The sequence below is a fragment of the Dokdonia sp. Dokd-P16 genome, from assembly GCF_003095655.1.
In the GTDB taxonomy this organism is placed as follows: Bacteria; Bacteroidota; Bacteroidia; order Flavobacteriales; family Flavobacteriaceae; genus Dokdonia.
On the sequence record NZ_CP029151.1, the window covers coordinates 2,388,416 to 2,413,758 of the forward strand.

A 25,343-nucleotide genomic window follows, 5' to 3' on the forward strand; every position below is an offset into this window, starting at 1 on the left:
TATGTATATAGAGCAGGCGTACAAGAGTTTACATGAAGGATGGAGATATATAATAGGTTTCTTGATTATATTTATTTTAGGCTGGCAAATTTTAGGACTAATTCCCTTAATGGTAGGCTCATGGATGAGGGCTGGTGATATAAATATTTTTCTAGAAGCAGGAGAAGCAAATTTCTTTCCGCTTTTTGAGGGAGAAAGTAATCTCTATTTAATACTTGCACTTTGTACTTTTTTAGGAGGTTTACTTGGTCTCGTTGTTGTGGTGAAATATATCCACAAACAGCTATTTACGAAGTTAGTAACCGCTAGAAAAAAAATAGATTGGTCTCGTTTTTTCTTTGCCTTTGCTATTTGGGGTGTTTTTTCTGTAGTATCCACACTAGTAGCATACTATTTTGCTCCAGAAGACCTTGTGTGGAATTTTAATCTCATGCCTTTTCTCGGGCTTCTAGCCATCACATTAATTTTATTGCCCTTACAAACTTCTTTTGAGGAATTTCTTTTTAGAGGATATTTAATGCAGGGAATAGGAGTCGCTGCTGGTAATAAGCTTGTACCTCTTATTATTACATCACTCATTTTTGGACTCATGCACGCGCTTAATCCTGAAATAGAGAAGCTAGGATATAGCATACTATCGGTCTATATAGGTTTAGGTTTCTTTCTAGGGATTATAACGCTTATGGATGATGGAATGGAACTTGCTCTAGGGTTTCATGCGGCAAATAATATGTTTATTGCACTGCTCGTAACTTCAGACTGGAGTGCTTTACAAACTAATTCTATCTTTAGAGATGTTGCAGAGCCATCGGCTATAGGACAGATTGTTCCTATCTTTATAATACTGCCTATTCTCATGTTTATTTTTGCTAGAAAATATAAATGGTCCAATTGGAAAGAGAAACTCACAGGAAGTGTAAAGCCCCCTGCTGCCGCTTAAATAGTCGAACAGACTTACATTTTACATTTGCTTAATATTAATCTTACAAGGAACCCGTATATTTAAATGATATGACGGAGCTTGCTGAAAAATATACGCGCTTACACCCTAAATTTAAACTTAACGGTGCTTCATTTACCATTGCTTCATTAAAGGAGCAAGCGCATACCTTTATTAAAGAAGGAGAACCTTATGAGGAATCTGTAGGTGAGTTTATTATAGAGTGGCTAGATGCTAAGAAGTATGTGACGGTACGTACCTCTGGATCTACGGGAACACCTAAGCTTATTAAGATAAAGAAGGAACATATGATCAATAGTGCAAAAGCAACTGCAAAGCACTTTGATGTATTTGAAAAAACAACAGCATTGCTTTGTCTTCCTGCGCATTACATTGCTGGGAAAATGATGCTTGTAAGAGCCATGACATTGGGATGGCGTATTGATATGGCGCAGCCAAAATCCAATCCGCTGGATGCTGTTTACAGAACGTATGACTTTTGTGCAATGACGCCTTTTCAGCTTGATAATTCGTTATCGCGATTACACTTACTTTCTAAACTCATTGTAGGAGGAGGAGCAATATCACCAGCACTTTCATTAAGATTACAAGGACTTAAAACTAAGGTTTATGAAACCTATGGAATGACAGAAACTGTCACTCACATTGCAGCGAGAAGAGTAAACCCTAAAAAAAACAAAGTAGGAATTATCCCTTTTAAAGTACTGGATAAAGTTACAGTGGATACAGATAGCAGGGACTGTCTTGTAATAAAAGCTCCTAAGGTGAGCACGGATCCCGTGATTACAAATGATCTTGTAGAGCTCATAACATATAAGAAATTCATCTGGCTAGGTCGCATTGATAATGTAATAAATAGTGGTGGAGTAAAGTTATTTCCAGAACAGATAGAGGCAAAGTTGGCGCCATTTATTCATGTTCCATATTTTGTAGCCGGAGTTCCAGATGAACTGCTTGGCGAGCAATTAACGTTATTTGTAGAGCAAGAAGAACCTCTTTTTATAAAGGAACATATTACAGATATATCAGCTTTTGGGTCTTTTGAGCTACCTAAACTTGCGGTATCATTAACTTCCTTTCAGCGTACAGCGACAGGTAAAATACAGCGAGGACAAACCTTAAAAGAGTATTTAAATAGTTTATAGAGTTAAGGTTACGCTTTCGCGAAAGCGTAATAAATACATTATGTTACTTCACTCATTGGTACTAGGCTTTTGCTCATTCTAACTGGAAATGAAATCATATAGGCTATAAGTTTACAACTCATTGAAAACGTATGACCTATGAAAAGTATCTTCACACTAGTCCTATTATTTATTGCATTCCAACTATCTAGTCAAAATGAAAGTGAGACCAAATCTGCAGTAATAAAAGCAGAACATCTCATCACCTATGCTGCCGAAAACTTCCCAAGCGAAGATGCCCAGCAACTTTATATACTTGTAGAGACGGGAAAGGCAGGAATCTCTCCCGAAGATAAGTTTTACATAGAGCAAGGAATAAAGCTACTCATCAAACGGCTAGATGATAATGATATGATAGCGATAGGAACCTATGGAGCGATAAGTGCAAATATTCTTCCCTTTACAGAAGTAAGTAAAGCGGCAGTATTGCAAGAGTCGGTAGAGAGTTTGTTTAAGGGTGAGTTTGTGGCGATGACTTCCTCAGGAATTTCTATAGCGTATGATATGATGGAAGCACATTATGATGAGGAAAGAGTGAGTAGTGTGATTATGATAAGAGGTGTGGGAATTGATGTTATTGAAGATGCGCAAGAGCTAATGGCCAGCGCCAACGATGTTAAAAGTGAAGCTAGTAGCACGTCATTATATCAGGGAACAGAAGTTTCTAGTCGTGATAAAAGAAAGCAAGAAAGAGAACAGCGCAAACAATCAAGAGCTGCAGATCATAAAAATCTAGGCGGAGCTATTGCTTTAACGGCTCTCACTTTATTGCCAGAAATACTTGATGTAATTAAGGATTAAAGATTTGGGCATCATTATTGAATGTGAGTATTCACAAAATAATTATGCATATTTGCAAAAATAGAAAGTCTAGTTTATGAGATATTTTATAGTGATAGTAATGATGTTGTCTTTAGTGAGTGTAGAAGCTCAGGGATATGGTAACCCTTATGGGAACTCAGGAAGAAGAAGGAGCTCAGTGCCTGCACCTCCGCAAACAAATCAAGGAAGCCCAGAAAAGCCAGACCCTAATATATTGAGTTTAGAGCGATCAAGCGTATATCAAGAAATGTTTGAACTAGACGTTTTTGGTAAAGAGGTACTTAGAAGTTATTTAAAAGATTACTATACTGTCTTATTGGTAATCCAAGATGATAAGGATATGGTTATTGATGATAAGCGTAAAAAAGCCGAACTAGAAAAAAAGAAATTTGAATCTCAGTTAAGAGATATCCTTACCGAAGAGCAAGTAGTAAAAATTATAGCAGAGGAGGAGTCGGGAAGAACTGGTAAAAAGGTTGCTAAAGAAAAGAAAAAAGAACGCAAGAAAAAGCGTAGAAATAAAGGTGACTAATTAAATAGTCTTACATCAATTAATAGTATAAGAAAAGAGTATTCACATGAATACTCTTTTTTGTTTTTAGTATTTTTAAGGACTAGCAACTTAACTATGAAAACATTACTATTACTTTTACTACTTCCGTTTGCATGCATTAACGGTCAGATCTTAACAGAACGCGATAGAGCAGACGTAATCGATGAGGTCTTGGCAGATAGATTTAATAATTTACTACCTACATTAATGGATCGCACAGATATAGATATGTGGGTTGTGATATCTAGAGAGTACAACGAAGACCCAGTTATAAAAACCATGCTTCCTTCTACGTGGCTTAATGCGAGAAGGAGAACTATATTAGTTTTTTATAGGAATAAAGAAGAAAATACGATTGAAAAGCTAGCAGTTGCTAGATATAACGTAGGAAAGAATATCATCTCTGCGTGGGATAAAGAAAAACAACCAGATCAATGGGCACGTCTTTTAGAGATTATAGAGGAGCGAAATCCTGCGAAAATTGGTCTTAATTATTCTGATGATTTTGGACTTGCAGATGGGATTGTAAAAACAGATTATGAGGCTTTTATATCAAAACTATCACCTGCTCAACAAGCAAAAGTAGTCTCAGCACAAGATCTTGCAGTGGGATGGCTAGAAACACGCACGGCACTTGAAATGAAATATTTTGAACAGCTAGTAGATGTAACGCATGATATTATTAAGGATGCCTTTAGCTATAAAGTGATTGTCCCGGGTGTTACAACTACAGATGATGTGGTGTGGTATTTACGCCAGCTAGTTACAGATATGGGATTAGAAACATGGTTTCACCCTACGGTTGATATTCAACGATCTGAAGAAAAGCTAGAAAGTCATATTGTTTCATTTTCAAACAGGCCAGAAGGTAAAGTAATTCAAAAGGGGGACTTATTACACTGTGATTTTGGAATTACTTACTTACGTCTCAATACAGATTGCCAGCAACACGCATATGTTTTAAAGGATGGCGAGAAAGAACTGCCAGCATTCTTGAGTAAAGCATTTGCAGATGGTAATCGCGTGCAAGATGTGCTTGCTTCAAATTTTAAGACAGGTAAAACAGGAAATGAAATTCTTTTAAAATCATTAAAAGAGGCTAAGGCAGAAGGTCTTGTGCCTTCTATCTATACGCACCCACTTGGTTTATACGGTCATGCCGCTGGCCCTACGATTGGGATGTGGGATTCTCAAGGTGGTGTGCCAGGAACAGGAGACTACAAGCTTTATGAGAACACAGCATACGCTATCGAACTCAATACTACCGTAACCATTCCAGAGTGGAATAAGGACATTAGAATTATGCTTGAGGAAGCAGGATTTTGGGGTGAAGATGGCTTTAGATATGTTTCAGGAAGGCAAGAAGAAATACTTATTGTTAAGTAATATAAATACGCTTTCGCGAAAAATTGAAACAAAATCCTAAGAGTCCTTTCTAGGGTGATATTGCTCCATCACGCGAGCGAGATCACTGCGATCTACGTGCATATAGATTTCGGTAGTTGTAATGCTCTCGTGGCCTAGCATTTGCTGGATACTTCTCAAATCGGCGCCATTTTGTAAAAGGTGTGTGGCAAAGCTGTGACGAAACGTATGCGGACTAATACTTTTCTTAATTCCAGCTTTTACAGCGAGATCTTTTATGATTGTAAAAATCATCGCGCGTGTGAGTTGGCGACCTCTTCTATTTAAAAATAAAATATCTACATACTCTGGTTTGACGTCTATATGCGTTCGTATTTCATTGCGGTAAATGTCGATGTACTTCTGAGTATGCTCACTTATAGGGACAAAGCGCTGTTTGTCTCCCTTACCTATCACATTTATAAATCCCTCTTCAAAATATAAGTCAGAAAGTTTTAGGCTTATTAATTCTGTTACACGCAGACCGCAAGAATAGAGTGTCTCTAGCATAGCGCGATTGCGTTCTCCCTGAGGAGTAGAGAGGTCAATGGCAGTGATAAGAGCGTCTATTTCCTCTTCAGCTAGTGTGTCTGGAAGTTTACGACCTAATCTAGGAGATTCTATAAGATCTAATGGATTATCTTTTCTATAATCTTCAAATATCAGATAATTAAAAAAGCCTTTAAGCCCAGAGATAATACGAGCCTGTGATCTGGCTTGTACTTCCTTTGCTATGGTATATATAAAATCTTGAATGTCATCTTTAGATATAGTAATAGGGTCTGGGGCACTATCTAATTGCTCCAGATGACGCGTTAGTTTTTTTAAGTCGCGAGCATAGTTGTCTATAGTGTTCTCAGAGAGACCACGTTCTATACGTAAGTAACTTTTGTAGTTTGATATGCCTGTTTCCCATTTCACGAAAGTGAAAATACAATTATTAAAGGATTCTCAATTAACAAGAGTTTAGAAAGTGCCTAACATGCATTTAACACGATGATGGATAGCTTTGAATATCATTTAAAACAAACACAAACATGAAAAAAATAGTAGTAGTAGCAATCGCAGCTTTATTTGGAACTGTAGCAGTTCAAGCACAAGATGAGGTGTCTTTTGGAGCAAAAGGAGGAGTTAACTTTGCAACCGTAGGAGGAGACGATTTTGATGATCCAGATGCGAGAACAAGCTTCCATTTTGGAGGATTTGTAGAAGTGCCTATCACAGAGAAATTCTCAATACAGCCAGAGGTTTATTATTCGGGGCAAGGGTATGACATTCAGAGTGTTAATAACGGAGATGATGTCGAGTTTCAGCTAGATTATATTAACGTGCCAGTACTTGCAAAATATTACTTTGTAGATGGGTTTTATGGAGAAGTAGGGCCGCAAATAGGATTTAATGTAAATAGCGAGATTGATTCTAATCCTGATGGAAATTCTGGAGATATCAATTTTAATAACGACGCTATAAACACGATAGACTTTGCTGTTGTAGGTGGACTAGGATATAAACTTAACAATGGTTTATTCTTTAACGCGCGTTATAACTTAGGACTTTCTGACGTTTTTAGTAGTGAAGACCTGGGAGGTTTTGACCTTGATGCTCGTAATAGAGTATTTATGTTAGGAGCTGGATTTGCATTTTAATAGTTAATTAATAAGAATTGTGAAGAGCGCCTTGTTATAGGCGCTTTTTTTACGCCTTGTAAATCTGTATTTTTATGCTTTCGCGAAAGCGTACTCAACAACTATAACCTATGAAATTACTTATAATAAATGGCCCGAATTTAAATATGCTAGGTAAGCGTGAACCAGAAATTTACGGGACTGAAACATTTGAGGATTACTTTACAAAACTTCAGTTTGCATATAAAGATACAGAGCTTAGCTATTTTCAAAGTAATATAGAAGGAGAGCTCATTTCAAAATTGCACGAAGCAAACGATACCTTTGACGGAGTGATTTTAAACGGAGCAGCTTATTCACATACCTCTGTAGGACTAGGAGACGCTGTAGCTTCCATCAGTACGCCAGTTATAGAAGTCCATATTTCCAATACATTTGCGAGAGAAGAGTTTAGACATCATTCGTACCTTTCTAAATATGTAAAAGGTGTAATAGTAGGCTTTGGTTTAAAAAGTTATAATCTTGCTATTGAGAATTTCTTGATGAAGGATTAAAAGAGATTTTAAGCCTCTTCTTTAAGAGGTTATTCTTGTAGCATGCCTTTTAAGTATGATAATTTACCATCTACGTTAGTCGGCACAGGTAGCCCTAGAATTTCACATATCATAGGGTAGACGTGAATGTTTTTTACAGAAGGTAAACTTCCTCCCACATTAATTGCAGGGCCTTTTGCATAAAGAATGCCGTGCATATCTTTTAAAGCGGGAGTAAATCCATGTACACCAAATACTTCCTGATTTCCAGCCTTTCTTCTTTCGATACTCTTATTTGAGCTAAAGTAATACCCGTCATCAGGGATTACTTGTATGGGTCCCCAGTTCTTATTTTTGGAACATATTCAAAATGTGGTGCGTCTTTGGTTTTATAAACCGTGAATTTGTTTTCTAGTTTCTTTAATTGGTTGAAAATGTTGTTAGTCTCCTCACTATTATGAGGATGTATATTGAGAATGACACCATTGTCGATCAGGTTGTAAAGAGCATCATTTACTAATGTATCTGTGGTAATAAGTTTTTCAATAGATTGCTCTGCCATACCATGGTCTGATACAATGACAATATTTACAGGTAAACCTGTGCTGTCAACGCGGTCAAATAAATCTCCTAACGTGCTATCTAGTTTTAATAGTGCCTCTTTAATTTTCTCTTTATTGTTAGGGCCGTAACGACGTCCAGTATCATCCATATCAGAAAAATATAGAGTAATGAGATGTGGTCTTGTCTCTTCGGGCATATCTAGCCATTTTATAGCTTGATCTACGCGTTCTTGATTGGTTACTTTTCCATCGTAATTATAATAGTAAGTAGGGTGTACACCTTGAATATCTGCTTCTGTGCCAACAAAAAAGTAACTAGCTGTTACCATCCCTGTACTATTTGCGTTTACCCATAAGGGAGTGCCTTTGTAGAAGGATCCGTCTGTTACAGTCTCACGATTACCTATACTGTACGTTTTTTTCTTTTTATAATCGTAATATGAGTTTGCAAGCAGACCATGATGATCAGGATACATTCCTGTTGCAATCGTGTAATGGTTAGGGAATGTTTTTGTGGGGAAAGACGGTATTAATGAAGCGGCTTGAGATCCTTCGTTAATAAATGAACTTAGATGAGGGGGATTGTAGGTACGTACATAATCGTGTCTAAAACCATCGAGAGATATTAATATAACATATGGTTTCTCTATAGACTCAGCAGTGTTTACTGTGGTAAGTGGTGCAAAACGATTTGCATTTAAAGCAGGCCCGCACGACACTAATATGAAGGAAATTACAAGGAGATATAATAATTTAAAGAGACCAAGATGTTTCATCATACAGCTATTAATTACTAATAGTAAAGCTAACTATTTTGAGAGGTTATAAAATAGAAAATCCTGCCAAAGGCAGGATTTTCTAAAAACTTTATATGTATAAAGTGTAGCTCTTATAAGTGAATTACTTCTCCATAAGCATCTGCCACTGCTTCCATTACAGCCTCACTCATTGTAGGGTGTGGGTGGATGGTTTTTAATACTTCGTGACCTGTAGTTTCTAGTTTACGTCCTAGAACTGCTTCTGCAATCATATCTGTAACTCCTGCACCTATCATGTGACAACCTAGCCACTCACCGTATTTTGCATCAAAGATTACTTTTACAAAACCATCTTTTGCTCCAGAAGCACTTGCTTTACCAGATGCAGAAAAAGGGAATTTACCCACTTTTAATTCATATCCAGCTTCTTTTGCTTGCTTTTCTGTCATTCCTACAGATGCAATCTCTGGAGTTGCATAGGTACATCCAGGGATGTTGCCGTAGTCTATTTTTTCTACGTTCATACCCGCAATTTTCTCTACACAAGTAATTCCTTCTGCAGATGCTACGTGAGCAAGTGCAGGACCAGGAGTTACATCTCCTATTGCATAGTAACCTGGCATGTTAGTTTGGTAAAAATCATTAACGATAATTTTATCTTTATCTGTAACGATACCTACATCCTCAAGGCCTATGTTTTCAATATTAGTTTTGATTCCTACTGCACTTAGTACGATATCTGCTTCAAGGATTTCTTCTCCTTTTTTAGTTTTTACCGTAGCTTTTACACCAGTTTTTGTTTTTTCTACCTTTTCTACAGAAGAGTTTGTCATTACCTTAATTCCAGCCTTCTTCATAGAACGCTCAAATTGCTTTGATACATCTTCATCCTCTACAGGGACAACGTTTGGTAAGTACTCTACAATAGTTACATCTGTACCCATTGTGTTATAAAAACTAGCAAACTCAACACCTATTGCTCCAGATCCTACTACAATCATAGATTTAGGTTGCTTTTCAAGTGTCATCGCTTTACGGTATCCTATTACTGTCTCACCGTCTTGCTTAAGATTAGGTAGCTCACGTGAGCGAGCACCCGTTGCAATAATAATATGGTTTGCGCTATATTCTTTACCGTCTACCTCTACCTTTTTACCAGGCTTGATTTTTCCGTAGCCGTTTATAACGTCTATTTTATTTTTCTTCATTAGGAATTGAACACCTTTGCTCATTCCTTCAGCAACACCACGGCTACGCTTTACAACTGCAGTAAAGTCTTTTTCTACTCCTGTTGCTTTAAGACCATAGTCTTCTGCGTGATTTAAGTATTCAAATACTTGAGCACTTTTAAGAAGGGCTTTTGTAGGGATACAACCCCAGTTCAAACACACACCTCCTAGGCTTTCTTTTTCAATAACCGCAGTTTTTAAGCCTAACTGGCTTGCGCGTATTGCTGTTACATATCCGCCTGGACCACTTCCTAAAACGATTACATCATATTTGCTCATATCTAGATTTTTTTAAGTCTAATTATTGTAGTTCAAAAATACGGATTATCCCGTCATATATAAAACAGAAAAACCGAAGTGTTTGCTTCGGTTTTTATTGGTGTTTTTACGCTTTCGCGAAAGCGTGATTCTTATTTTTCAAAGTCTATACTGAGCGAATTTACACAGTATCGTTGTCCGCTTGCGGTAGGGCCATCGTCAAAAACATGTCCTAAGTGTGATCCACAATTAGAACAAAGAATTTCTGTTCTTATCATCCCTAGCGTTTTGTCACGTACATACTCCACCGTTCCCGGTATGGACTTGTCAAAACTAGGCCACCCACAACCACTGTCAAATTTTGACGCGCTTTCAAAAAGCTTTTGATCACAAGCGCCGCAATGGTAAGCGCCTTCTTCATTGTGTAGATTATAGGTTCCAGTAAATGGACGTTCTGTTCCTTTTTCTCTAAGTATGCGGTAACGATCTGGGCCTAGCTCCTTGAGCCACTCAGCCTCCGTTTTTTCTATTGGGTAGCTCATATTATTTTGAATCTGGCACAAATACAAGTGCGTCTCCGTTAATACAATGTCTCTTTCCAGTAGTTTTTTTAGGGCCGTCGTTAAAAACGTGTCCTAGATGTCCACCACAAGTAGCACAGTGCTCTTCGGTTCTAGTATAACCAAGTTTACGATCAGAGCTATAGGCTATATTGCCTTCTATACCTTTGTCAAAACTAGGCCATCCAGTACCACTGTCAAATTTATCTTTTGTCTTAAAAAGTGGCGTATCACAAGCAGCACAGTGAAAAGTTCCTGCTTCTTTTACATTATTGAGCGGGCTAGAATTAGGTCGCTCTGTACCTTCTAAACGCAACACATAATATTGCTCTTCTGTGAGTTGAGCTTTCCACTCGGCATCTGTTTTTGTAATCTCAAAACTTTCTTTTTTGCTCTCTTGAGCAGACCCTTTGCAACTAGCAAAAATGCTCAATAAAGCAACTACTCCTATTATTCTTCTCATAACTATTTCCTTTTTAAGTAAAGTTAATTCATTACTGTAGACTTGGTCGTTAAAGCATTGTGAAAATGACATATCATATGCAATTATCAGTTTGCATTTATTGGGATAAAATAGACTTCTGTTCATCATGTATTGTTATGGTATTATTAAAAAATTATGATATCACTTGATTTTGTATCTTATAAATGTGAATAAATCATGCTTAGTTATTTATGATTTAACCTATATTTAATAGCTCATAAAGAGTCGTACTCTTAATAACCGTTACATTTAAGATATTATCTAATTACCTGAAACTATGAATATTCTTCATGTAAGTGCCGAGTGTTATCCTGTCGCAAAAGTGGGCGGGCTAGCAGATGTGGTAGGTGCTCTTCCTAAATATCAAAATCGCATAGGTCATACAGCGGCAGTTATTATGCCATATTATAAGAATAGCTGGGTGGAGCGTGCAACTGGTTCTATCGTGTTTTTTTATAACCTAGTAATAGAGGGTAAAACTTATTTTAGCGAAGTTATAGATGTAGATAATGAGCTTGGTTTTCCATTGTTTGTAGTAAGAATTACAGAACTCACAGATAGGAAAAACGTGTATGGATATGATGATGATCCTTTGCGCTTTGTCGCTTTTCAGCGAGTAGTGTTGCAATGGGTGCTCAGTTTAAAGAGAAAACTAGATATTATACATTGCCATGACCATCATACTGGATTTATACCCTTTATGATGCAGCATTGCCTAGAATTTGATAGCCTTATGAAAGTGCCTACGTTGCTTTCTATTCACAATGCACAGTATCAAGGTAATTTTTCTCATGAAATGGTAGGGATGTTACCACGCTTTCGCGAAAGCGATCTAGGACTACTAGATTGGTATGGAGAGATAAACCCACTTGCTGCTGCTATAAAATGCGCATGGCGCGTGAATACAGTGTCTCCATCATATATGGTAGAATTACAAGAAAAAGCAAACGGACTAGAAGGTTTACTTCGAGATGAGAAATCAAAGTGCGTAGGGATTCTAAATGGTATTGATGCCGAAACATGGAATCCTGCTACAGATGATTACCTAATTAAAAATTTTACAACAAGAACGAGAGCTAAAGGCCGCGAGGCTAATAAAAAGGCTATTTGTGAAGAATTTGGACTAGACGCTTCAAAACCACTCTTCGGGTTTATAGGAAGACTTGTTTGGGAGAAAGGAGCAGATTTACTACCAGAGATTATCGATACTGCTTTAAAAAAGCACGATATCAATATTATTTTATTAGGAAGCGGCTCGCCAGAAGTGGAGCGCCAACTAGAAGAACTTAAAACCAACTTTAAAGGACGATATAATGCTCATATAGGTTACGAAGAAAGAATGTCACACCAAGTATATGCTGGAGCAGATTTTCTTTTAATGCCTAGTAGAGTGGAGCCTTGTGGTTTAAATCAATTGTATAGCTTGAGATATGGTTGTATGCCAATTGTACGCCGTACGGGAGGTTTAAAAGATACAGTAGTAGACATAGGTGATGGCGGTAATGGTATTTGTCATGATCAAACTTCTGTATGGGACGTTGTATACAGTATAGAGCGCGCTTCTCTTTTTTATAAGGATAAGAAAGCCTTTAGTGCAAATCAAAAACAAATGATGGAGATAGACCATAGCTGGGAAAATGCAGCCGGTACTTACGCCTCATTATACAAAGAAATGATACCAAAAAAAGTGAATATCAAAAAATAAAATTACCAAACTCTAAAAGCAATAAATAATGAATAAGGAAGTACTAGCGATTATATTAGGAGGAGGTCAAGGCTCAAGATTATATCCACTCACAGCACAACGATCAAAACCCGCTGTTCCTATTGCAGGTAAATATAGACTGGTAGATATTCCTATTTCAAATTGTTTGAATTCAAATATTAAAAGGATGTTCGTGTTAACTCAGTTTAACTCGGCTTCACTTAACAAGCATATTAAGCATACCTACCAATTTTCATATTTTTCTGACGCTTTTGTAGATATTCTTGCTGCAGAGCAAACTCCAGAAAATAAAGGTTGGTTTCAAGGTACTGCAGATGCTGTAAGACAGTGCTTACACCACTTTAAAGGTTATGAGTCTGATTATATTATGATACTCTCTGGAGATCAATTGTATCAGATGGATTTTAATGAAATGCTAGATGCTCACAAAGCTTCGGGAGCAGAGATAAGTATTGCATCACTGCCTGTAAATGCAAAAGATGCTACGTCTTTTGGTATACTTAAAACAAAAGAGGATAATATGATTGACTCTTTTATAGAAAAACCAGCCGCCGAACTTCTTCCAGAATGGGAATCTGAAGTTTCACCAGCGATGAAGAGCGAGGGTAAACATTACCTAGCATCTATGGGGATTTATATTTTTAATAAAGATTTATTGATTAATCTCCTAGAGGGGACGGATACCATGGATTTTGGAAAAGAAATTATTCCGCAATCTATTGAGAATCATAAAGTACTTAGTTATGCCTATGAAGGGTACTGGACAGACATAGGAAATATTGATTCATTTTTTGAGGCAAATATTGACCTGACGTCAGATATGCCTAAGTTTAATTTATTTAATAAAGGGCAAACTATACTTACAAGACCACGTGTATTGCCACCTACAAAGATTTCAGGAACAACACTTGAGAAATCTATAGTAGCAGAAGGGAGTATCATACACGGTAGTCGTATTGCAAATTCTGTGATAGGAATACGATCACGTATAGGTAAAGGAACGGTTATAGAAAACTGCTATGTAATGGGGAGCAATCGCTTCTTAGATCTTGAAGAGATTAATGCGGCTCGTGATAAAGGCATCCCACACGTAGGTATAGGAGATCGCTGTTTTATAACCAACTGTATTATAGATAAAAATGCAAAAATAGGAGACGATGTTCGTATTACTGGAGGAAAGCATCTAGACGATGTAGAAACAGATACTTATGTAGTGCGAGATGGCATCGTGGTTGTAAAGAATGGAGCTACTATAGTGTCAGGAACTACTATTTAATGGCAGAAGTAATAGCACATAGCTTATTTACAGCATTTGACATTGACCTTTTTAAGGGAGGAAAACACTATCGTCTTCATGATAAAATGGGTAGTCACCCCATAACTGTAGATGGTGTAGATGGAACTTATTTCTCTGTATGGGCACCAAGTGCAAAACGAGTATCTGTAATAGGTGATTTCAACTACTGGAATGACCAAGAGCATATTCTCAACGTACGATGGGATGGAAGCGGAATTTGGGAAGGTTTTATCCCGAATGTAACTCATGGCGAGGTATACAAATATAAAATTCATTCCAATCACAACGACGTTGTCACAGAAAAGGCAGATCCGTACGCGAGACGAGCAGAGCATCCACCTCAAACAGCTTCTGTAGTATATAAAACAAATCACAAGTGGAAGGATGCAGCATGGATGAAAAAACGCCACAAGCACAACAGTCTTAATGCGCCGTATTCTGTGTATGAAATGCATCTTGCGAGCTGGAGAAGAAAGCAAGATGAAGGAAACCGCAGCCTTAGCTATACAGAACTAGCCAGCGAACTCGTGGCTTATGTTAAGGAATTAAACTTTACACATGTGGAGTTTATGCCGGTAATGGAGCATCCTTATGATCCAAGTTGGGGATATCAAATCACAGGATATTTTGCGCCTACCTCTCGTTTTGGATATCCTGAGGAGTTAATGACTTTGATAGACGCGTTACATCAAAATGATATTGGCGTGATTTTAGACTGGGTACCTTCACATTTTCCAGAAGATGCGCACGGTCTTGGTAACTTTGATGGAACAGCATGCTATGAACATCCAGACAGAAAAAAAGGATGGCATCCCGACTGGAAATCACTTATTTTTAATTACGAACGTAATGAAGTGAGAAGCTTCTTGATTAGTAATGCGTTATTCTGGTTAGAGCAATATCATGTAGATGGCTTGAGAGTAGATGCGGTTGCTTCTATGCTATATCTCGATTATAGTAGGGAAGAAGGCGAGTGGGAACCTAATGATCAAGGAGGAAGAGAAAACCTCGCCGTAATTTCGTTTCTAAAGGAACTTAATGCAGAGGTGTATGCTAGTTTTCCAGACGTTCAAGCCATTGCAGAGGAGTCTACTAATTTTCCAGCAGTGAGTAGGCCAGTATTTTCTGGTGGTCTAGGTTTTGGTCAAAAGTGGATGATGGGATGGATGCATGATACACTTGCTTATTTCAAGAGAGATACTATCTATAGAAATCATCACCACAATGAGATAAGCTTCTCAATGACCTATGGTTTTACAGAAAACTTTATGCTGCCATTATCTCATGATGAGGTGGTCTATGGTAAAAAATCTATTATAGGTAGAATGCCTGGAGATGAGTGGCAACGCTTTGCAAATCTCAGGCTTTTGTATACGTATATGTATACGCATCCTGGAAGTAAGTTACTCTTTATGGGAAGCGAATTTGGTCAAGGTACAGAGTGGAATTTTCAAGATCAGCTAGATTGGTACGTGCTTGAATATGATATTCACAAAGCAGCACTAAGTGCTTTTAAAGATATTAATGGCCTGTATACATCGACACCTGCTTTGTACGAGAAGCAGTTTGAACCAGAAGGATTTGAATGGATTGCACATGATGATAATACAAATGCCATACTAAGTTACATTAGAAGAGGAAAAGATGCGAGTAGCGTAGTAGTATGTGTATTTAATATGACACCTACACCGCAGTCTCAATATCGCATAGGGTTACCTTTTAAAGGAAGCTTACGCGAAATATATAACAGCGACGCAAGCAAGTATGCTGGAACAGGTGATTATCACAACAAAAAACTCGATGTTACCGAAACCTCTTGGAATGGGAAAGACCATTCGGCAGAGGTGAAAATAGGGCCTTTGGCGGGAGTGATTTTTGAGCTGAAAAAGTAGTGGGCATACTACATTTCAATTCGGGAAACTGATAGAATAATTAGGCTTATATAAGTGCACACTTGCGGGACTCTATAACCCCGATTGCAATGAAAATCCCGCAAGAGTAGACAAAGTCGCGATGAGGAATTGTAATGGAAAGCGGGATGAACATCTGGCAAAAAAAAACATGATTGTGCGTTCCAAATGCTCTAAAGGTGATATTAATACCTTTTCTGAGCTTACGAAAACGTTAGCGTTAATAACTAATTACGAATTAACTTCATTTTTACACGATATAGTGTTTATTTGAAAGGAAATAACAATTACTATGATTGTAAATACAGAATTAGAGCAAAAAGGGAATCAATTTCCTAAAAACGTGGTGGATGTCAAGCAAGAGACAGACATATTATATTTTACTACTTCAAACGAGGTAATTTTAGAACTTACTGTATTGCGAGATAGTGTGATACGTTTTCGCTTTGCAACAGGTGGGGTTTTTGAGCCAGACTTTTCTTATGCGATAGATGAAGATGCACCTCGTGGCTACAATCATCTGGAACTTACAGATGATGATAAATATTACCATGTCAATACCGCAAAGCTCCATATACGTATTGAGAAAGAGAGTTTACAGACCAGTATTTATGATACAGAAGGTAATCTCATTAATGAAGACGAATTAGGTTTTCATTACGAGGAGAGCTTCCAGTATGGAGGGAATATTGTAAAAATGAGTAAAAAAGCACAGCATGCCGAGTCTTATTATGGGCTAGGTGATAAGCCTATGCATTCTAACTTACGAGGTAAGCGAGTGCATAACTGGGCTACAGATCAATATGCATTTGCAAAGGATCAAGATCCGATATATAAAGCAGTTCCTTTTTACATAGGGCTACATCAAAAGAAGGCGTACGGTGTGTTTTTTGACAATACGTTTAAAACGTATTTTGATTTTGCTCATGAGCGTATGGGAGTTACAAGCTTCTGGGCACAAGGAGGTGAGATGAATTACTACTTTATCTATGGTCCAGATATGTCTGAGGTTGTAGCAAGTTATACGAATCTTACAGGTGTTCCTGAGCTTCCGCCATTATGGGCGCTGGGATATCACCAGTGTAAATGGAGTTACTTTCCAGAAAGTAATGTAAAGGAGATTGCAAGTAAATTTCGCGAACTCAAAATACCTTGTGATGGGATTTATCTAGACATTGATTACATGGATGGCTGGAGATGTTTTACTTGGAATAAAGATCATTTTCCTGATCCTAAACGAATGGTAAAGGAACTGGCAGATGATGGTTTTAAAACCATTGTTATTATAGATCCAGGGATTAAAATTGATAAGGATTATTGGGTTTATAATGAAGGAGTAGAAAATGACTACTTCTGTAAGCGCGCAGATGGTCCTGCTATGAAAGGTAAAGTGTGGCCGGGAGAATGTAATTTTCCAGATTATACAAACCCTAAAGTGCGTGACTGGTGGGCAGGATTATTTAAAGAGCTTATACAAGATGTAGGTGTAAAAGGAGTGTGGAATGATATGAATGAGCCTGCAGTAATGGAGGTCCCAGGAAAAACATTTCCTCCAGATGTGCGTCATAATTATGATGGGCATCCTTGTAGTCACTTAAAAGCACATAATATTTATGGTACTCAAATGGCTCGCGCAACCTATGAAGGTGTAAAGAAATTTGCATATCCTAAGCGACCGTTTGTTATCACAAGGTCTGCATATTCTGGTGCGCAGCGTTACACAAGTTCATGGACGGGTGATAACGTAGCTAGCTGGGAGCATTTATGGGTAGCAAATATCCAAGTGCAACGTATGTGTATTTCTGGGATGAGTTTTACGGGTACAGATATTGGTGGGTTTGCAGAGCAACCTACGGGAGAACTTTATGCAAGATGGATACAGCTAGGAGTATTTCACCCTTTCTGCCGTACGCACTCTTCTGGTCACCATGGAGATCAAGAGCCGTGGACTTTTGACGAAGGTGTGACAGATATTGCTCGTAAGTTTATCAACTTGCGTTATAGATTATTACCTTATTTATATACTATGTTTTATGAGTATATCAAGAAGGGTACGCCATTATTAAAGCCGCTTGTTTATTTTGATCAAGATGATGCGCAAACGCATTACCGTACAGATGAGTTTATCTTTGGACATCATATTCTAGTATGTCCAGTACTTGAACCTAATGCTAAAGGACGTCGCATGTACGTTCCTAGAGGACAATGGTACAACTACTGGACTAAGCAAATTGTACAAGGAGGTAAAGAGCAATGGGTAGATGCAGATATCGATGAGATGCCATTGTTTGTAAAAGAGGGAACCATCCTTCCTAAATATCCATTACAGCAGTATGTAGGCGAACTTACCATTGAGCAGGTAGAGCTTGAAGTGTATTATGGTTTAGGTAAAAATGCTTCCAAATTGTATGAAGATGCTCAAGATGGATATGATTACAAGAAAGATCGTTATAGTTACCGTACTTTTAAGATGGTAGGTCGTGAGAAAGACTGGATTATACAACAACATAAACGCGGTGATTTTATTACTACGTACGATACATTCAGAATTCACTTGATTGGACTTCCTTTTGAAATTAAGGATATAGAATTAGACAATCAGAAAGTAACTCTAGAAGATGTGCAGTTTGACCCGATAACATGTGCTTTAATCATTAACAAAGATTTCACGGAGCTTCATCTGAGCGGTATTTAACATTTGCGTATTTTTATATTCTGATTTAAAACCATCATTATGAAACTTAAAAATACATTTGTTCTTATCATGACCGTACTTTTGGTATGTGCATGTAAGACGAGCCCATTTACAGGGAAAAAGACTCTTAACTTTGTAAGTAACGATCAGTTATTTCCAATGGCATTCCAACAGTATGACGCATTCCTATCGGAAAATAATGTGATTAGTGGAACGGCAGATGCTAATATGGTAAAGCGCGTAGGTGAAAAAATAGCCGTGGCAGCAGAGCGTTACCTTACAGCACTAGGAGAGCCTGGATACTTACAAGATTACCGCTGGGAGTACAATCTAGTTAAAGATGAAGCAGTAAACGCTTGGTGTATGCCAGGAGGGAAGATTGTAGTGTACACTGGAATTTTACCAATTACTCAATCTGAAACTGGACTTGCCATGGTAATGGGGCATGAGCTTGCTCACGCACTTGCAGATCACGGAGCACAACGTATGAGTGCTGCGCAATTACAACAATATGGTGGCGTTGCCACTGCTATTGCAGTAGGAGGTCAAGATCAAGCAAAGCAACAACAAATTATGCAACTCTATGGTATAGGTACACAAGTAGGAGGAATGCTCCCTTTCTCACGTAGCCATGAGACACAAGCAGACGAAATAGGAATCGTAATTGCAGCAATAGCAGGATACAATCCAGACGAAGCTGCAGAGTTATGGAAACGCATGAAAGCTGCAAGCGGAGGTCAAGCACCACCACAAATCTTAAGTACGCACCCATCTTCAGATAGTCGTATTGCAAATCTTACTGCCAAAGCGCCAATGGCAAGAGCAGAAGCTGCAAAATTTGGAGTGACTTCTTTTAAATAGAACTTTACACGAAATATATAGTAAGAAAAGCTGTGCAATCGCACAGCTTTTCTATTTTAGTACTATGAAAGAACAACTCAAAAAAGGTGACAAAAAATTATTAAATGCATGGGCGTTTTATGATTGGGCAAACTCCACTTACAGTCTTGTCATTGCATCTGCTATTTTTCCATTGTTTTACGGTGCTCTTTTTAGAGGAGCCGGCATAGAAGAGATTGAAGTTTTTGGGATGATGTTACGTCGCAGTCCGCTTATATTTTACACTACTGCTGTGGCTTTTTTAGTCGTTGCCATTATTTCCCCCATTCTATCTGGAGTGGCAGATTATCTAGGTAATAAAAAATACTTTCTTAAGTTTTTCTGTTACATGGGAGCGCTGGCGACCATAGGACTTTACTGGTTTAGCTTAGAGCATATTTATTTGAGTTTACTACTTTATGCTTTAGGACTTATAGGTTTCTGGGGGAGTTTAGTTTTTTACAATTCATATTTGCCAGACATTGCCTTCCCGGAGCAGCATGATGCCATAAGTGCCAAAGGATATTCTTGGGGATATATAGGGAGTGTAATACTATTGGGTTGGTGTTTATTTATGATTCTGGGGTATGAGATTTTTGGCTTTGAAGATGAAGGTTTTCCTACGAGGCTTTCTTTTGTGCTCACTGGAGTATGGTGGATAGGTTTTAGCCAGTACACGTATAGGTATCTTCCTAAGGGTAATAAGGCAGATGGTAAACTTACTGGAGCTGTGCTCTTAAATGGTTTTAATGAGTTGAGAGCTATCTGGAGATCCATGCAGTCACAGCTACGACTCAAGAAATATCTTATAGCATTCTTTGTATATAGTATGGCAGTGCAAACGGTAATGCTTGCAGCAGCATACTTTGGAGAGCAAGAACTAGAATGGGGAAGCGACAGCGAGCGCACCACAGGACTTATAGGTAGTATTTTATTAATTCAACTAGTCGCAGTTGCTGGAGCTTACTTGACCTCAAAACTATCGGCGAGAATAGGGAATCTTAAGGCGCTTATTATAATAAATATTGTGTGGATTTTTATCTGTGCTTGGGCTTATTTCGTTTATACTCCTGGTCAATTTTACATTACTGCAGCATTTGTAGGTTTAGTAATGGGAGGAATTCAGTCGCTATCACGATCTACATATGCTAAGTTTTTACCAGAAACAGAGGACACTACTTCATACTTCAGCTTTTATGATGTAGCTGAGAAAATAGGAATCATCATCGGTATGTTTTTATATGGTTTCATAGAGGAGCTTACGGGTAGCATGCGCTACTCGATTGTATTTTTAATTTTATTTTTTGCAGCTGGTGTCGTGTTATTACTTCGTGTGCCTAAAGACAGAACGGTAATCACGTAGGTTACGCTTTCGCGAAAGCGTAAATACCCCAATTCCCAACCTTATCATAAGAGAGGGCTTTCTAAAGTTTATTATTCAATAATTAAGTTGCTACGGCATATAAGAGATAGTTATGGCTGGATTTATTCAAGAATTTAAAAATTTTGCGATCAAAGGTAATATGATCGACATGGCAGTAGGTATTATTATAGGTACTGCTTTTAATAATGTGGTAAATACTATTGTAAAAAAAGTCGTGATGCCACCGTTATCACTACTCACAGATGGTATTAATCTTGCAGATAGAAAGTACCTTTTGCGCGCCGCCGAAGGTGAAGAAAAGGAAATAGCAATAGGTTATGGAGAACTTATTGAAGTTTCAATAGACTTCCTAGTGATTGCAATTACCATTTTTGTTGTTATTAAAGGGATTAATAGATTTAAGGATAAAGCAGAAGATCCTAAAAATACAGAAGAAAAAACTCCAAAAAATATTGAGCTCCTTGCAAACATTGAGCATCTTATGCAAGAGCAGAACAACCTGTTAAAGGCTCGCAAGGACTCATAGTCTAAGAGCAAAACAGTGCAATAAATTGATTATGTTTGTGTTTCAGATTTAGAAATTCCTACTACAATGAAAAAACTACACGTTTTATTTTTATTTATAATGATGGTTGCAGTGACGGTTGTCTCTTGTGATGATGAACCACTCGAAGGCGTCTTTAGCGTAACAGGTGACGGTTCTGATCCAAGTGAGCCAGATCCAGATAGTGAAACTTGCCAATTAGCTTTTGATACTTTCGTAGCAGCACAGGCAGCTTTTAGTAGTGCAACGGAGGCAAATTACTCACAAGCTTGTGGTGCATATGCAACTGCAATTCAAGCAACAATTCAACTTTGTGGTGATGCATCTGGAACATTACAAGCTACTCTTACAAGCCTAGGAGACTGCTCTACGCCAGATCCTTGTTTTCAAGCGGAGATTAATGCAAATGCAGCCTTGGGAGCTTTAAATAATGCTTCTAGTGATAACGAAGAACAATTATGCCTTGCTTATAGCGCCGCTTTAGAAGCTCAAATAGAAGCTTGTGGTGATGCAAGCGGAAATATACAGGCTACCATTGACGCATTGAATTGTGGTGGTGATTGTGCTGCAGCACAGGTAGCTACATCAGAAGCTAGAGAAATATTTAATGCTGTAGACCCTCTTGATGAAGATGCATATACTGCGGCTTGTGCAGACTACTCAATGGCTTTACAGACGCAAATAGCTGCTTGTGGAGATGCAGACGGAAGTCTTAATGCTATCGTACTAGATCTAGGAGATTGCTCTCCACCAGAGCAAGATGGACCGGTGCAAGTAACCATAGGAGATGTATTTACAAACTTTAATACAGCTACTGTTTCCATAAGCGGATCTTTACTGAGCGTGATTGCAACTGATATAGATACAGGGGATACGTTTACCTTTGATATCGTATTACAACAAACAGGAGATAATGTGATGCAAAATACGACTCTAACAGTAGGAGGTGTTGTGCACACAGCATCTATAGAAGCAACGACCCCATTTGTAAATAATATTACTGCAAACGATGATACTACAATCGTAGGAACTTTTTCTGGAACATTTACAAATCCAGATAACGAAGAAGTACTAACAGCAGGCGGAGTGATTAATATTGTCTATTAATATCCATAAACGACATATTTTAAAAGAGCATCTGTAACCAGATGCTTTTTTTATGCCAATTATAAAAGGATGGCTCATTTATTGTACATTTAATTCTATGAAAAAACTATATATGAAAAGTATAGCTATTGCTGTGCTTATGTTTGTGACTACGGCTGTAAGCGCTCAAAGAGAGCGAGTAAAAGGGAGTAGAAATGTGAAAGATGTATCGGAGGTATTACGTCCATTTACAGATATAAAAGTAACCGATGGTCTAGAAGTAACACTTATTGCAGATTCTCAACCAAGTTATGATCTTGAGATGGATGATAACCTTATTGAATTGATAAGCTTTGATGTGCGTGATAGTGTATTGCTAGTTTCTGCGAGAAAAGATATCAGAAGTGCAAAACGTCTTAATATTACGGTGCGTTTTGTTACGCTCAATTCTGTGAGCTTAGATGCAAAGAGTAAGGTAAAAGCACAATCTGTTCTCAAATCAGAATTCTTTAGAGGAAGTTTTCTAGATGACAGTCAGTTTGAAGGAGAGGTAAAAGCAACACAAGCTACCATAACTGCAAATTCAAATTCAAAAATTGAGATGGATTATATGGGAGATGATTTGACCATGAATGTTACAGATAACGCTTTCGCGAAAGCGGATATCAATACAAAAAAATTCACGCTCTCTGCATCTGAAAGATCAGACCTAGAATTAATAGGAAATGCTCAGACCGTAACGCTGGATTTAAAAGACAATGCTGAGTGCAAAGCTCAAACATTTAATGCAGATGTGATCAACGTAGTTGGAGCAGGAAATTCGACAACTATTGTAACTGCAGATCAGGAGATTGTTGTAGATCTTGCAGATAAAGCGCAACTTCATGTGTATGGCGAACCTAAACTAACGATAGAACGTTTTACAGGAACTTCAAAAATCTTAAAGAAGGAGTAAAAATCACAAGGTGTAAGTCAATAATAAAAAATGCCCTCACATGAGGGCATTTTTTATGGTTATAAAGAAGAGTTTTTGAGGATTATCCTCTAGTAATATCTCCAGAACCAGACACCTTAGTATCTTGTTTTGTTGGGTTTCCCACATATTCTATATCACCAGAACCAGTTACACGGGCTTTAATGCTTCTTTCACAAGCTACGCGTATGTCACCAGAACCTGTAACTTGAGCATCTACCGTTTCTGCTTTAAAACGTCCCGCTTCTATATCACCAGAGCCAGTAACCTTAACAGTGTGGTCTTTTGTATAACCTTTAAGAATAAGATCACCAGATCCTGTAACTCTGCTCTCGGTACGATTTGCTTCTACAATAAGCGCAACATCACCAGAACCAGAGACAGAAACCTCAAAAGTATTTGCTTTTATCACATCATCACTCATGATCTCTCCAGAGCCTGATAATGACACTCGATCTAAGTCTCTAAAAGGAATTTTGATTTTAATATCCTTTCCATAGCTCGTCTTTAGATTTTGCTTGTTTTGAACTTTGATGGTGAGTCTATCGCCGCTTACTTCCGTTTCAACATAATCTAGTAGGTTGCTTTCTCCTTGTAATGTGATTTCTCCTTCCTCTCCGGCCACTAGCGTTACGTCAAAGAATCCAGCGATGCTAATCTCATCATATTCTCCTACGTTGCGTGTTTCTGTTTCTACTTGACCATTACCTTTTACTCCTTTTCCCCACCATTGCGCATGGATTTGTGTACTTGCTAAAAGAATAATACTGAGTGTGATTAATTTTTTCATGATTGTTGTTTTTTGATGATTGTTAGTTTTTAAATAAAGTGACACCACCGTATTCTGAGTTGATGTTCACATGATTATTAGTATTAGAGTTTCCTCTATATCCTTCGTAGTATTTGTCTGAAGATTCTATGCGCTCCTTATTAAAAGTAAGATCCTCTTTACCGCTTAATCCAGCATATTCCAACTTTATAGCAAACGTAAAGTTGTATTGAGGATTATAACCCACTTTAATACCGGTGTAGTCACTTTGTATAGATACGTCTCCAGCATCGCTCGCTAGCTCCTCTATACGTATGCTTCCATAATCTGCATTGATGTTAAGATCACCGTGAACCACACCAATCTTGGTAGAGATGTAATCTCCTCGACCTATAATGTCTTTAGTGTCTCCCGTGACTACAGATCCGTAGTCACAGTTATAGTTTAGATTATCTATACGTCCAAATTCAGACTTACTATAATCTGCATTAAGCTCAATATCACCTCCTCTTTCTAAGAAAAAGCTTGAATAATCAGCGTTAATACGTCCGCTCTTCATATAGCCGATGGTGCTATTCTTAGTGTAGTCAAAGTTGAGGTAGTTATTTTCTGCTAGCAGTTCGCCTATCGTGATTTTCCCATAGTCACAATTTATTTTTGCATTACCCTCTAAGCGGTCTATGTTAATACCTCCATAATCATTGCTTACATCTATCATACTAGTTGCTGGAAGTTTAATAGTATAGTTGATTTCCATATTTACATTACTGTTTTTCCAGCTGTTCCACCATGATCTACTGCTGCTTTTTTCGAAGTTTGTTTTTGCGCTCACATAGCTACTTGACCCTTCAAAATTGACATCTATTTCGTTTAGTTTTTCTTTTACACGCTCCTCGTCGTTACCATTAGTTTTTACTAGAACTTCAATGACGATTCTGTTTTCATTCCAGCTCACCATATTGACATTTCCGTAGCTATTGTCAATCACCAGTTTTACATCAGGATTTACAGTATATTCATTTTTGATTCTCTTTTCCTTAGTGTATTTTCCCTGAGGGTCTACAGTTGCGGCCATCACCATAGAAGGGATTATGAGCGCTATAAGTAAGAGTTGCGTTATTTTCTTTTTCATAAGATTATTATTTA

24 protein-coding genes are annotated in these 25,343 nt (G+C 37.8%); 16 read left to right on the forward strand and 8 right to left on the reverse strand.

What is annotated here, in order from left to right:
- Position 1: 1 nt before the first annotated feature.
- From DCS32_RS10720 to DCS32_RS10740, 5 genes are all read left to right on the forward strand, one after another.
- Entirely contained in the window at positions 2 to 940 is a 939-nt protein-coding gene (locus DCS32_RS10720; protein WP_108878254.1) for a CPBP family intramembrane glutamic endopeptidase, read from the forward strand.
- A gap of 71 nt (positions 941 to 1,011) precedes the next feature.
- Positions 1,012 to 2,106 carry an AMP-binding protein gene (locus DCS32_RS10725; protein WP_108878255.1) on the forward strand — a complete coding sequence of 365 codons (1,095 nt, stop codon included), beginning with the start codon at positions 1,012 to 1,014 and terminating at the stop codon, positions 2,104 to 2,106.
- A 138-nt stretch (positions 2,107 to 2,244) separates the two neighbouring features.
- Positions 2,245 to 2,946, forward strand: coding sequence for a hypothetical protein (locus DCS32_RS10730; protein ID WP_108878256.1), 702 nt, complete (start codon positions 2,245 to 2,247; stop codon positions 2,944 to 2,946).
- Between the two features lie 76 nt (positions 2,947 to 3,022).
- Positions 3,023 to 3,499, forward strand: coding sequence for a hypothetical protein (locus DCS32_RS10735; RefSeq protein ID WP_108878257.1), 477 nt, complete (start codon positions 3,023 to 3,025; stop codon positions 3,497 to 3,499).
- Positions 3,500 to 3,595: 96 nt separating this feature from the next.
- Complete coding sequence (locus tag DCS32_RS10740) at positions 3,596 to 4,906, forward strand: M24 family metallopeptidase (RefSeq protein ID WP_108878258.1); 1,311 nt, start codon at positions 3,596 to 3,598, stop codon at positions 4,904 to 4,906.
- 36 nt (positions 4,907 to 4,942) lie between these two features.
- Here the strand turns inward: DCS32_RS10740 and xerD are convergent, their stop codons facing one another.
- Complete coding sequence (gene xerD, locus DCS32_RS10745; protein WP_108878259.1) at positions 4,943 to 5,845, reverse strand: site-specific tyrosine recombinase XerD; 903 nt, start codon at positions 5,843 to 5,845, stop codon at positions 4,943 to 4,945.
- Between the two features lie 116 nt (positions 5,846 to 5,961).
- On the opposite strand from xerD, the gene DCS32_RS10750 reads away from it, so the two are divergent.
- Together DCS32_RS10750 and aroQ are read left to right on the forward strand one after the other, a co-directional pair.
- Positions 5,962 to 6,570 carry a porin family protein gene (locus DCS32_RS10750; RefSeq protein WP_108878260.1) on the forward strand — a complete coding sequence of 203 codons (609 nt, stop codon included), beginning with the start codon at positions 5,962 to 5,964 and terminating at the stop codon, positions 6,568 to 6,570.
- A 110-nt stretch (positions 6,571 to 6,680) separates the two neighbouring features.
- A complete protein-coding gene (gene aroQ, locus DCS32_RS10755; protein WP_108878261.1) occupies positions 6,681 to 7,103 on the forward strand; it encodes a type II 3-dehydroquinate dehydratase in 423 nt (140 codons plus the stop codon).
- A gap of 29 nt (positions 7,104 to 7,132) precedes the next feature.
- On the opposite strand, the gene DCS32_RS16075 is transcribed toward aroQ, so the two are convergent.
- From DCS32_RS16075 to msrB (DCS32_RS10775), 5 genes are all read right to left on the reverse strand, one after another.
- Positions 7,133 to 7,300, reverse strand: a complete 168-nt coding sequence (locus DCS32_RS16075; RefSeq protein ID WP_162533633.1) for a hypothetical protein — start codon at positions 7,298 to 7,300, stop codon at positions 7,133 to 7,135.
- A gap of 107 nt (positions 7,301 to 7,407) precedes the next feature.
- Complete coding sequence (locus DCS32_RS10760) at positions 7,408 to 8,424, reverse strand: ectonucleotide pyrophosphatase/phosphodiesterase (RefSeq protein ID WP_108878262.1); 1,017 nt, start codon at positions 8,422 to 8,424, stop codon at positions 7,408 to 7,410.
- Positions 8,425 to 8,534: 110 nt separating this feature from the next.
- A complete protein-coding gene (lpdA, locus tag DCS32_RS10765; protein WP_108878263.1) occupies positions 8,535 to 9,911 on the reverse strand; it encodes a dihydrolipoyl dehydrogenase in 1,377 nt (458 codons plus the stop codon).
- A gap of 131 nt (positions 9,912 to 10,042) precedes the next feature.
- Positions 10,043 to 10,432 carry a peptide-methionine (R)-S-oxide reductase MsrB gene (gene msrB / locus DCS32_RS10770; RefSeq protein ID WP_108878264.1) on the reverse strand — a complete coding sequence of 130 codons (390 nt, stop codon included), beginning with the start codon at positions 10,430 to 10,432 and terminating at the stop codon, positions 10,043 to 10,045.
- Position 10,433: 1 nt separating this feature from the next.
- Entirely contained in the window at positions 10,434 to 10,913 is a 480-nt protein-coding gene (gene msrB / locus DCS32_RS10775; RefSeq protein ID WP_108878265.1) for a peptide-methionine (R)-S-oxide reductase MsrB, read from the reverse strand.
- Between the two features lie 298 nt (positions 10,914 to 11,211).
- Between msrB (DCS32_RS10775) and DCS32_RS10780 the strand changes: the two genes are divergently transcribed.
- The 9 genes from DCS32_RS10780 (at position 11,212) to DCS32_RS10820 (ending at position 23,410) form a co-directional block, all read left to right on the forward strand.
- Complete coding sequence (locus tag DCS32_RS10780; protein WP_108878266.1) at positions 11,212 to 12,639, forward strand: glycogen synthase; 1,428 nt, start codon at positions 11,212 to 11,214, stop codon at positions 12,637 to 12,639.
- Positions 12,640 to 12,664: 25 nt separating this feature from the next.
- A complete protein-coding gene (locus DCS32_RS10785) occupies positions 12,665 to 13,936 on the forward strand; it encodes a glucose-1-phosphate adenylyltransferase (RefSeq protein WP_041295587.1) in 1,272 nt (423 codons plus the stop codon).
- Positions 13,936 to 15,849, forward strand: coding sequence for a 1,4-alpha-glucan branching protein GlgB (gene glgB, locus DCS32_RS10790; RefSeq protein WP_108878267.1), 1,914 nt, complete (start codon positions 13,936 to 13,938; stop codon positions 15,847 to 15,849). The genes DCS32_RS10785 and glgB overlap by 1 nt, the downstream gene beginning before the upstream one ends.
- A gap of 310 nt (positions 15,850 to 16,159) precedes the next feature.
- Positions 16,160 to 18,562, forward strand: a complete 2,403-nt coding sequence (locus DCS32_RS10795; RefSeq protein ID WP_108878268.1) for a glycoside hydrolase family 31 protein — start codon at positions 16,160 to 16,162, stop codon at positions 18,560 to 18,562.
- 39 nt (positions 18,563 to 18,601) lie between these two features.
- Positions 18,602 to 19,423 (forward strand): M48 family metallopeptidase, encoded by an 822-nt coding sequence (locus tag DCS32_RS10800; RefSeq protein ID WP_204161773.1) that lies wholly within the window; start codon positions 18,602 to 18,604, stop codon positions 19,421 to 19,423.
- 64 nt (positions 19,424 to 19,487) lie between these two features.
- A complete protein-coding gene (locus DCS32_RS10805; RefSeq protein WP_108878270.1) occupies positions 19,488 to 20,804 on the forward strand; it encodes an MFS transporter in 1,317 nt (438 codons plus the stop codon).
- Between the two features lie 112 nt (positions 20,805 to 20,916).
- Positions 20,917 to 21,351: a large-conductance mechanosensitive channel protein MscL gene (gene mscL, locus DCS32_RS10810; RefSeq protein WP_108878271.1), complete on the forward strand. Its 435-nt coding sequence runs from the start codon at positions 20,917 to 20,919 to the stop codon at positions 21,349 to 21,351.
- Positions 21,352 to 21,417: 66 nt separating this feature from the next.
- Positions 21,418 to 22,476: a hypothetical protein gene (locus DCS32_RS10815; RefSeq protein WP_162533634.1), complete on the forward strand. Its 1,059-nt coding sequence runs from the start codon at positions 21,418 to 21,420 to the stop codon at positions 22,474 to 22,476.
- 97 nt (positions 22,477 to 22,573) lie between these two features.
- Positions 22,574 to 23,410, forward strand: coding sequence for a GIN domain-containing protein (locus tag DCS32_RS10820; RefSeq protein WP_162533635.1), 837 nt, complete (start codon positions 22,574 to 22,576; stop codon positions 23,408 to 23,410).
- A gap of 82 nt (positions 23,411 to 23,492) precedes the next feature.
- Here the strand turns inward: DCS32_RS10820 and DCS32_RS10825 are convergent, their stop codons facing one another.
- Both DCS32_RS10825 and DCS32_RS10830 read right to left on the reverse strand, forming a co-directional pair.
- Entirely contained in the window at positions 23,493 to 24,218 is a 726-nt protein-coding gene (locus DCS32_RS10825; RefSeq protein ID WP_108878274.1) for a head GIN domain-containing protein, read from the reverse strand.
- 22 nt (positions 24,219 to 24,240) lie between these two features.
- A complete protein-coding gene (locus tag DCS32_RS10830; protein WP_108878275.1) occupies positions 24,241 to 25,329 on the reverse strand; it encodes a hypothetical protein in 1,089 nt (362 codons plus the stop codon).
- Between the last annotated feature and the right edge of the window lie 14 nt (positions 25,330 to 25,343).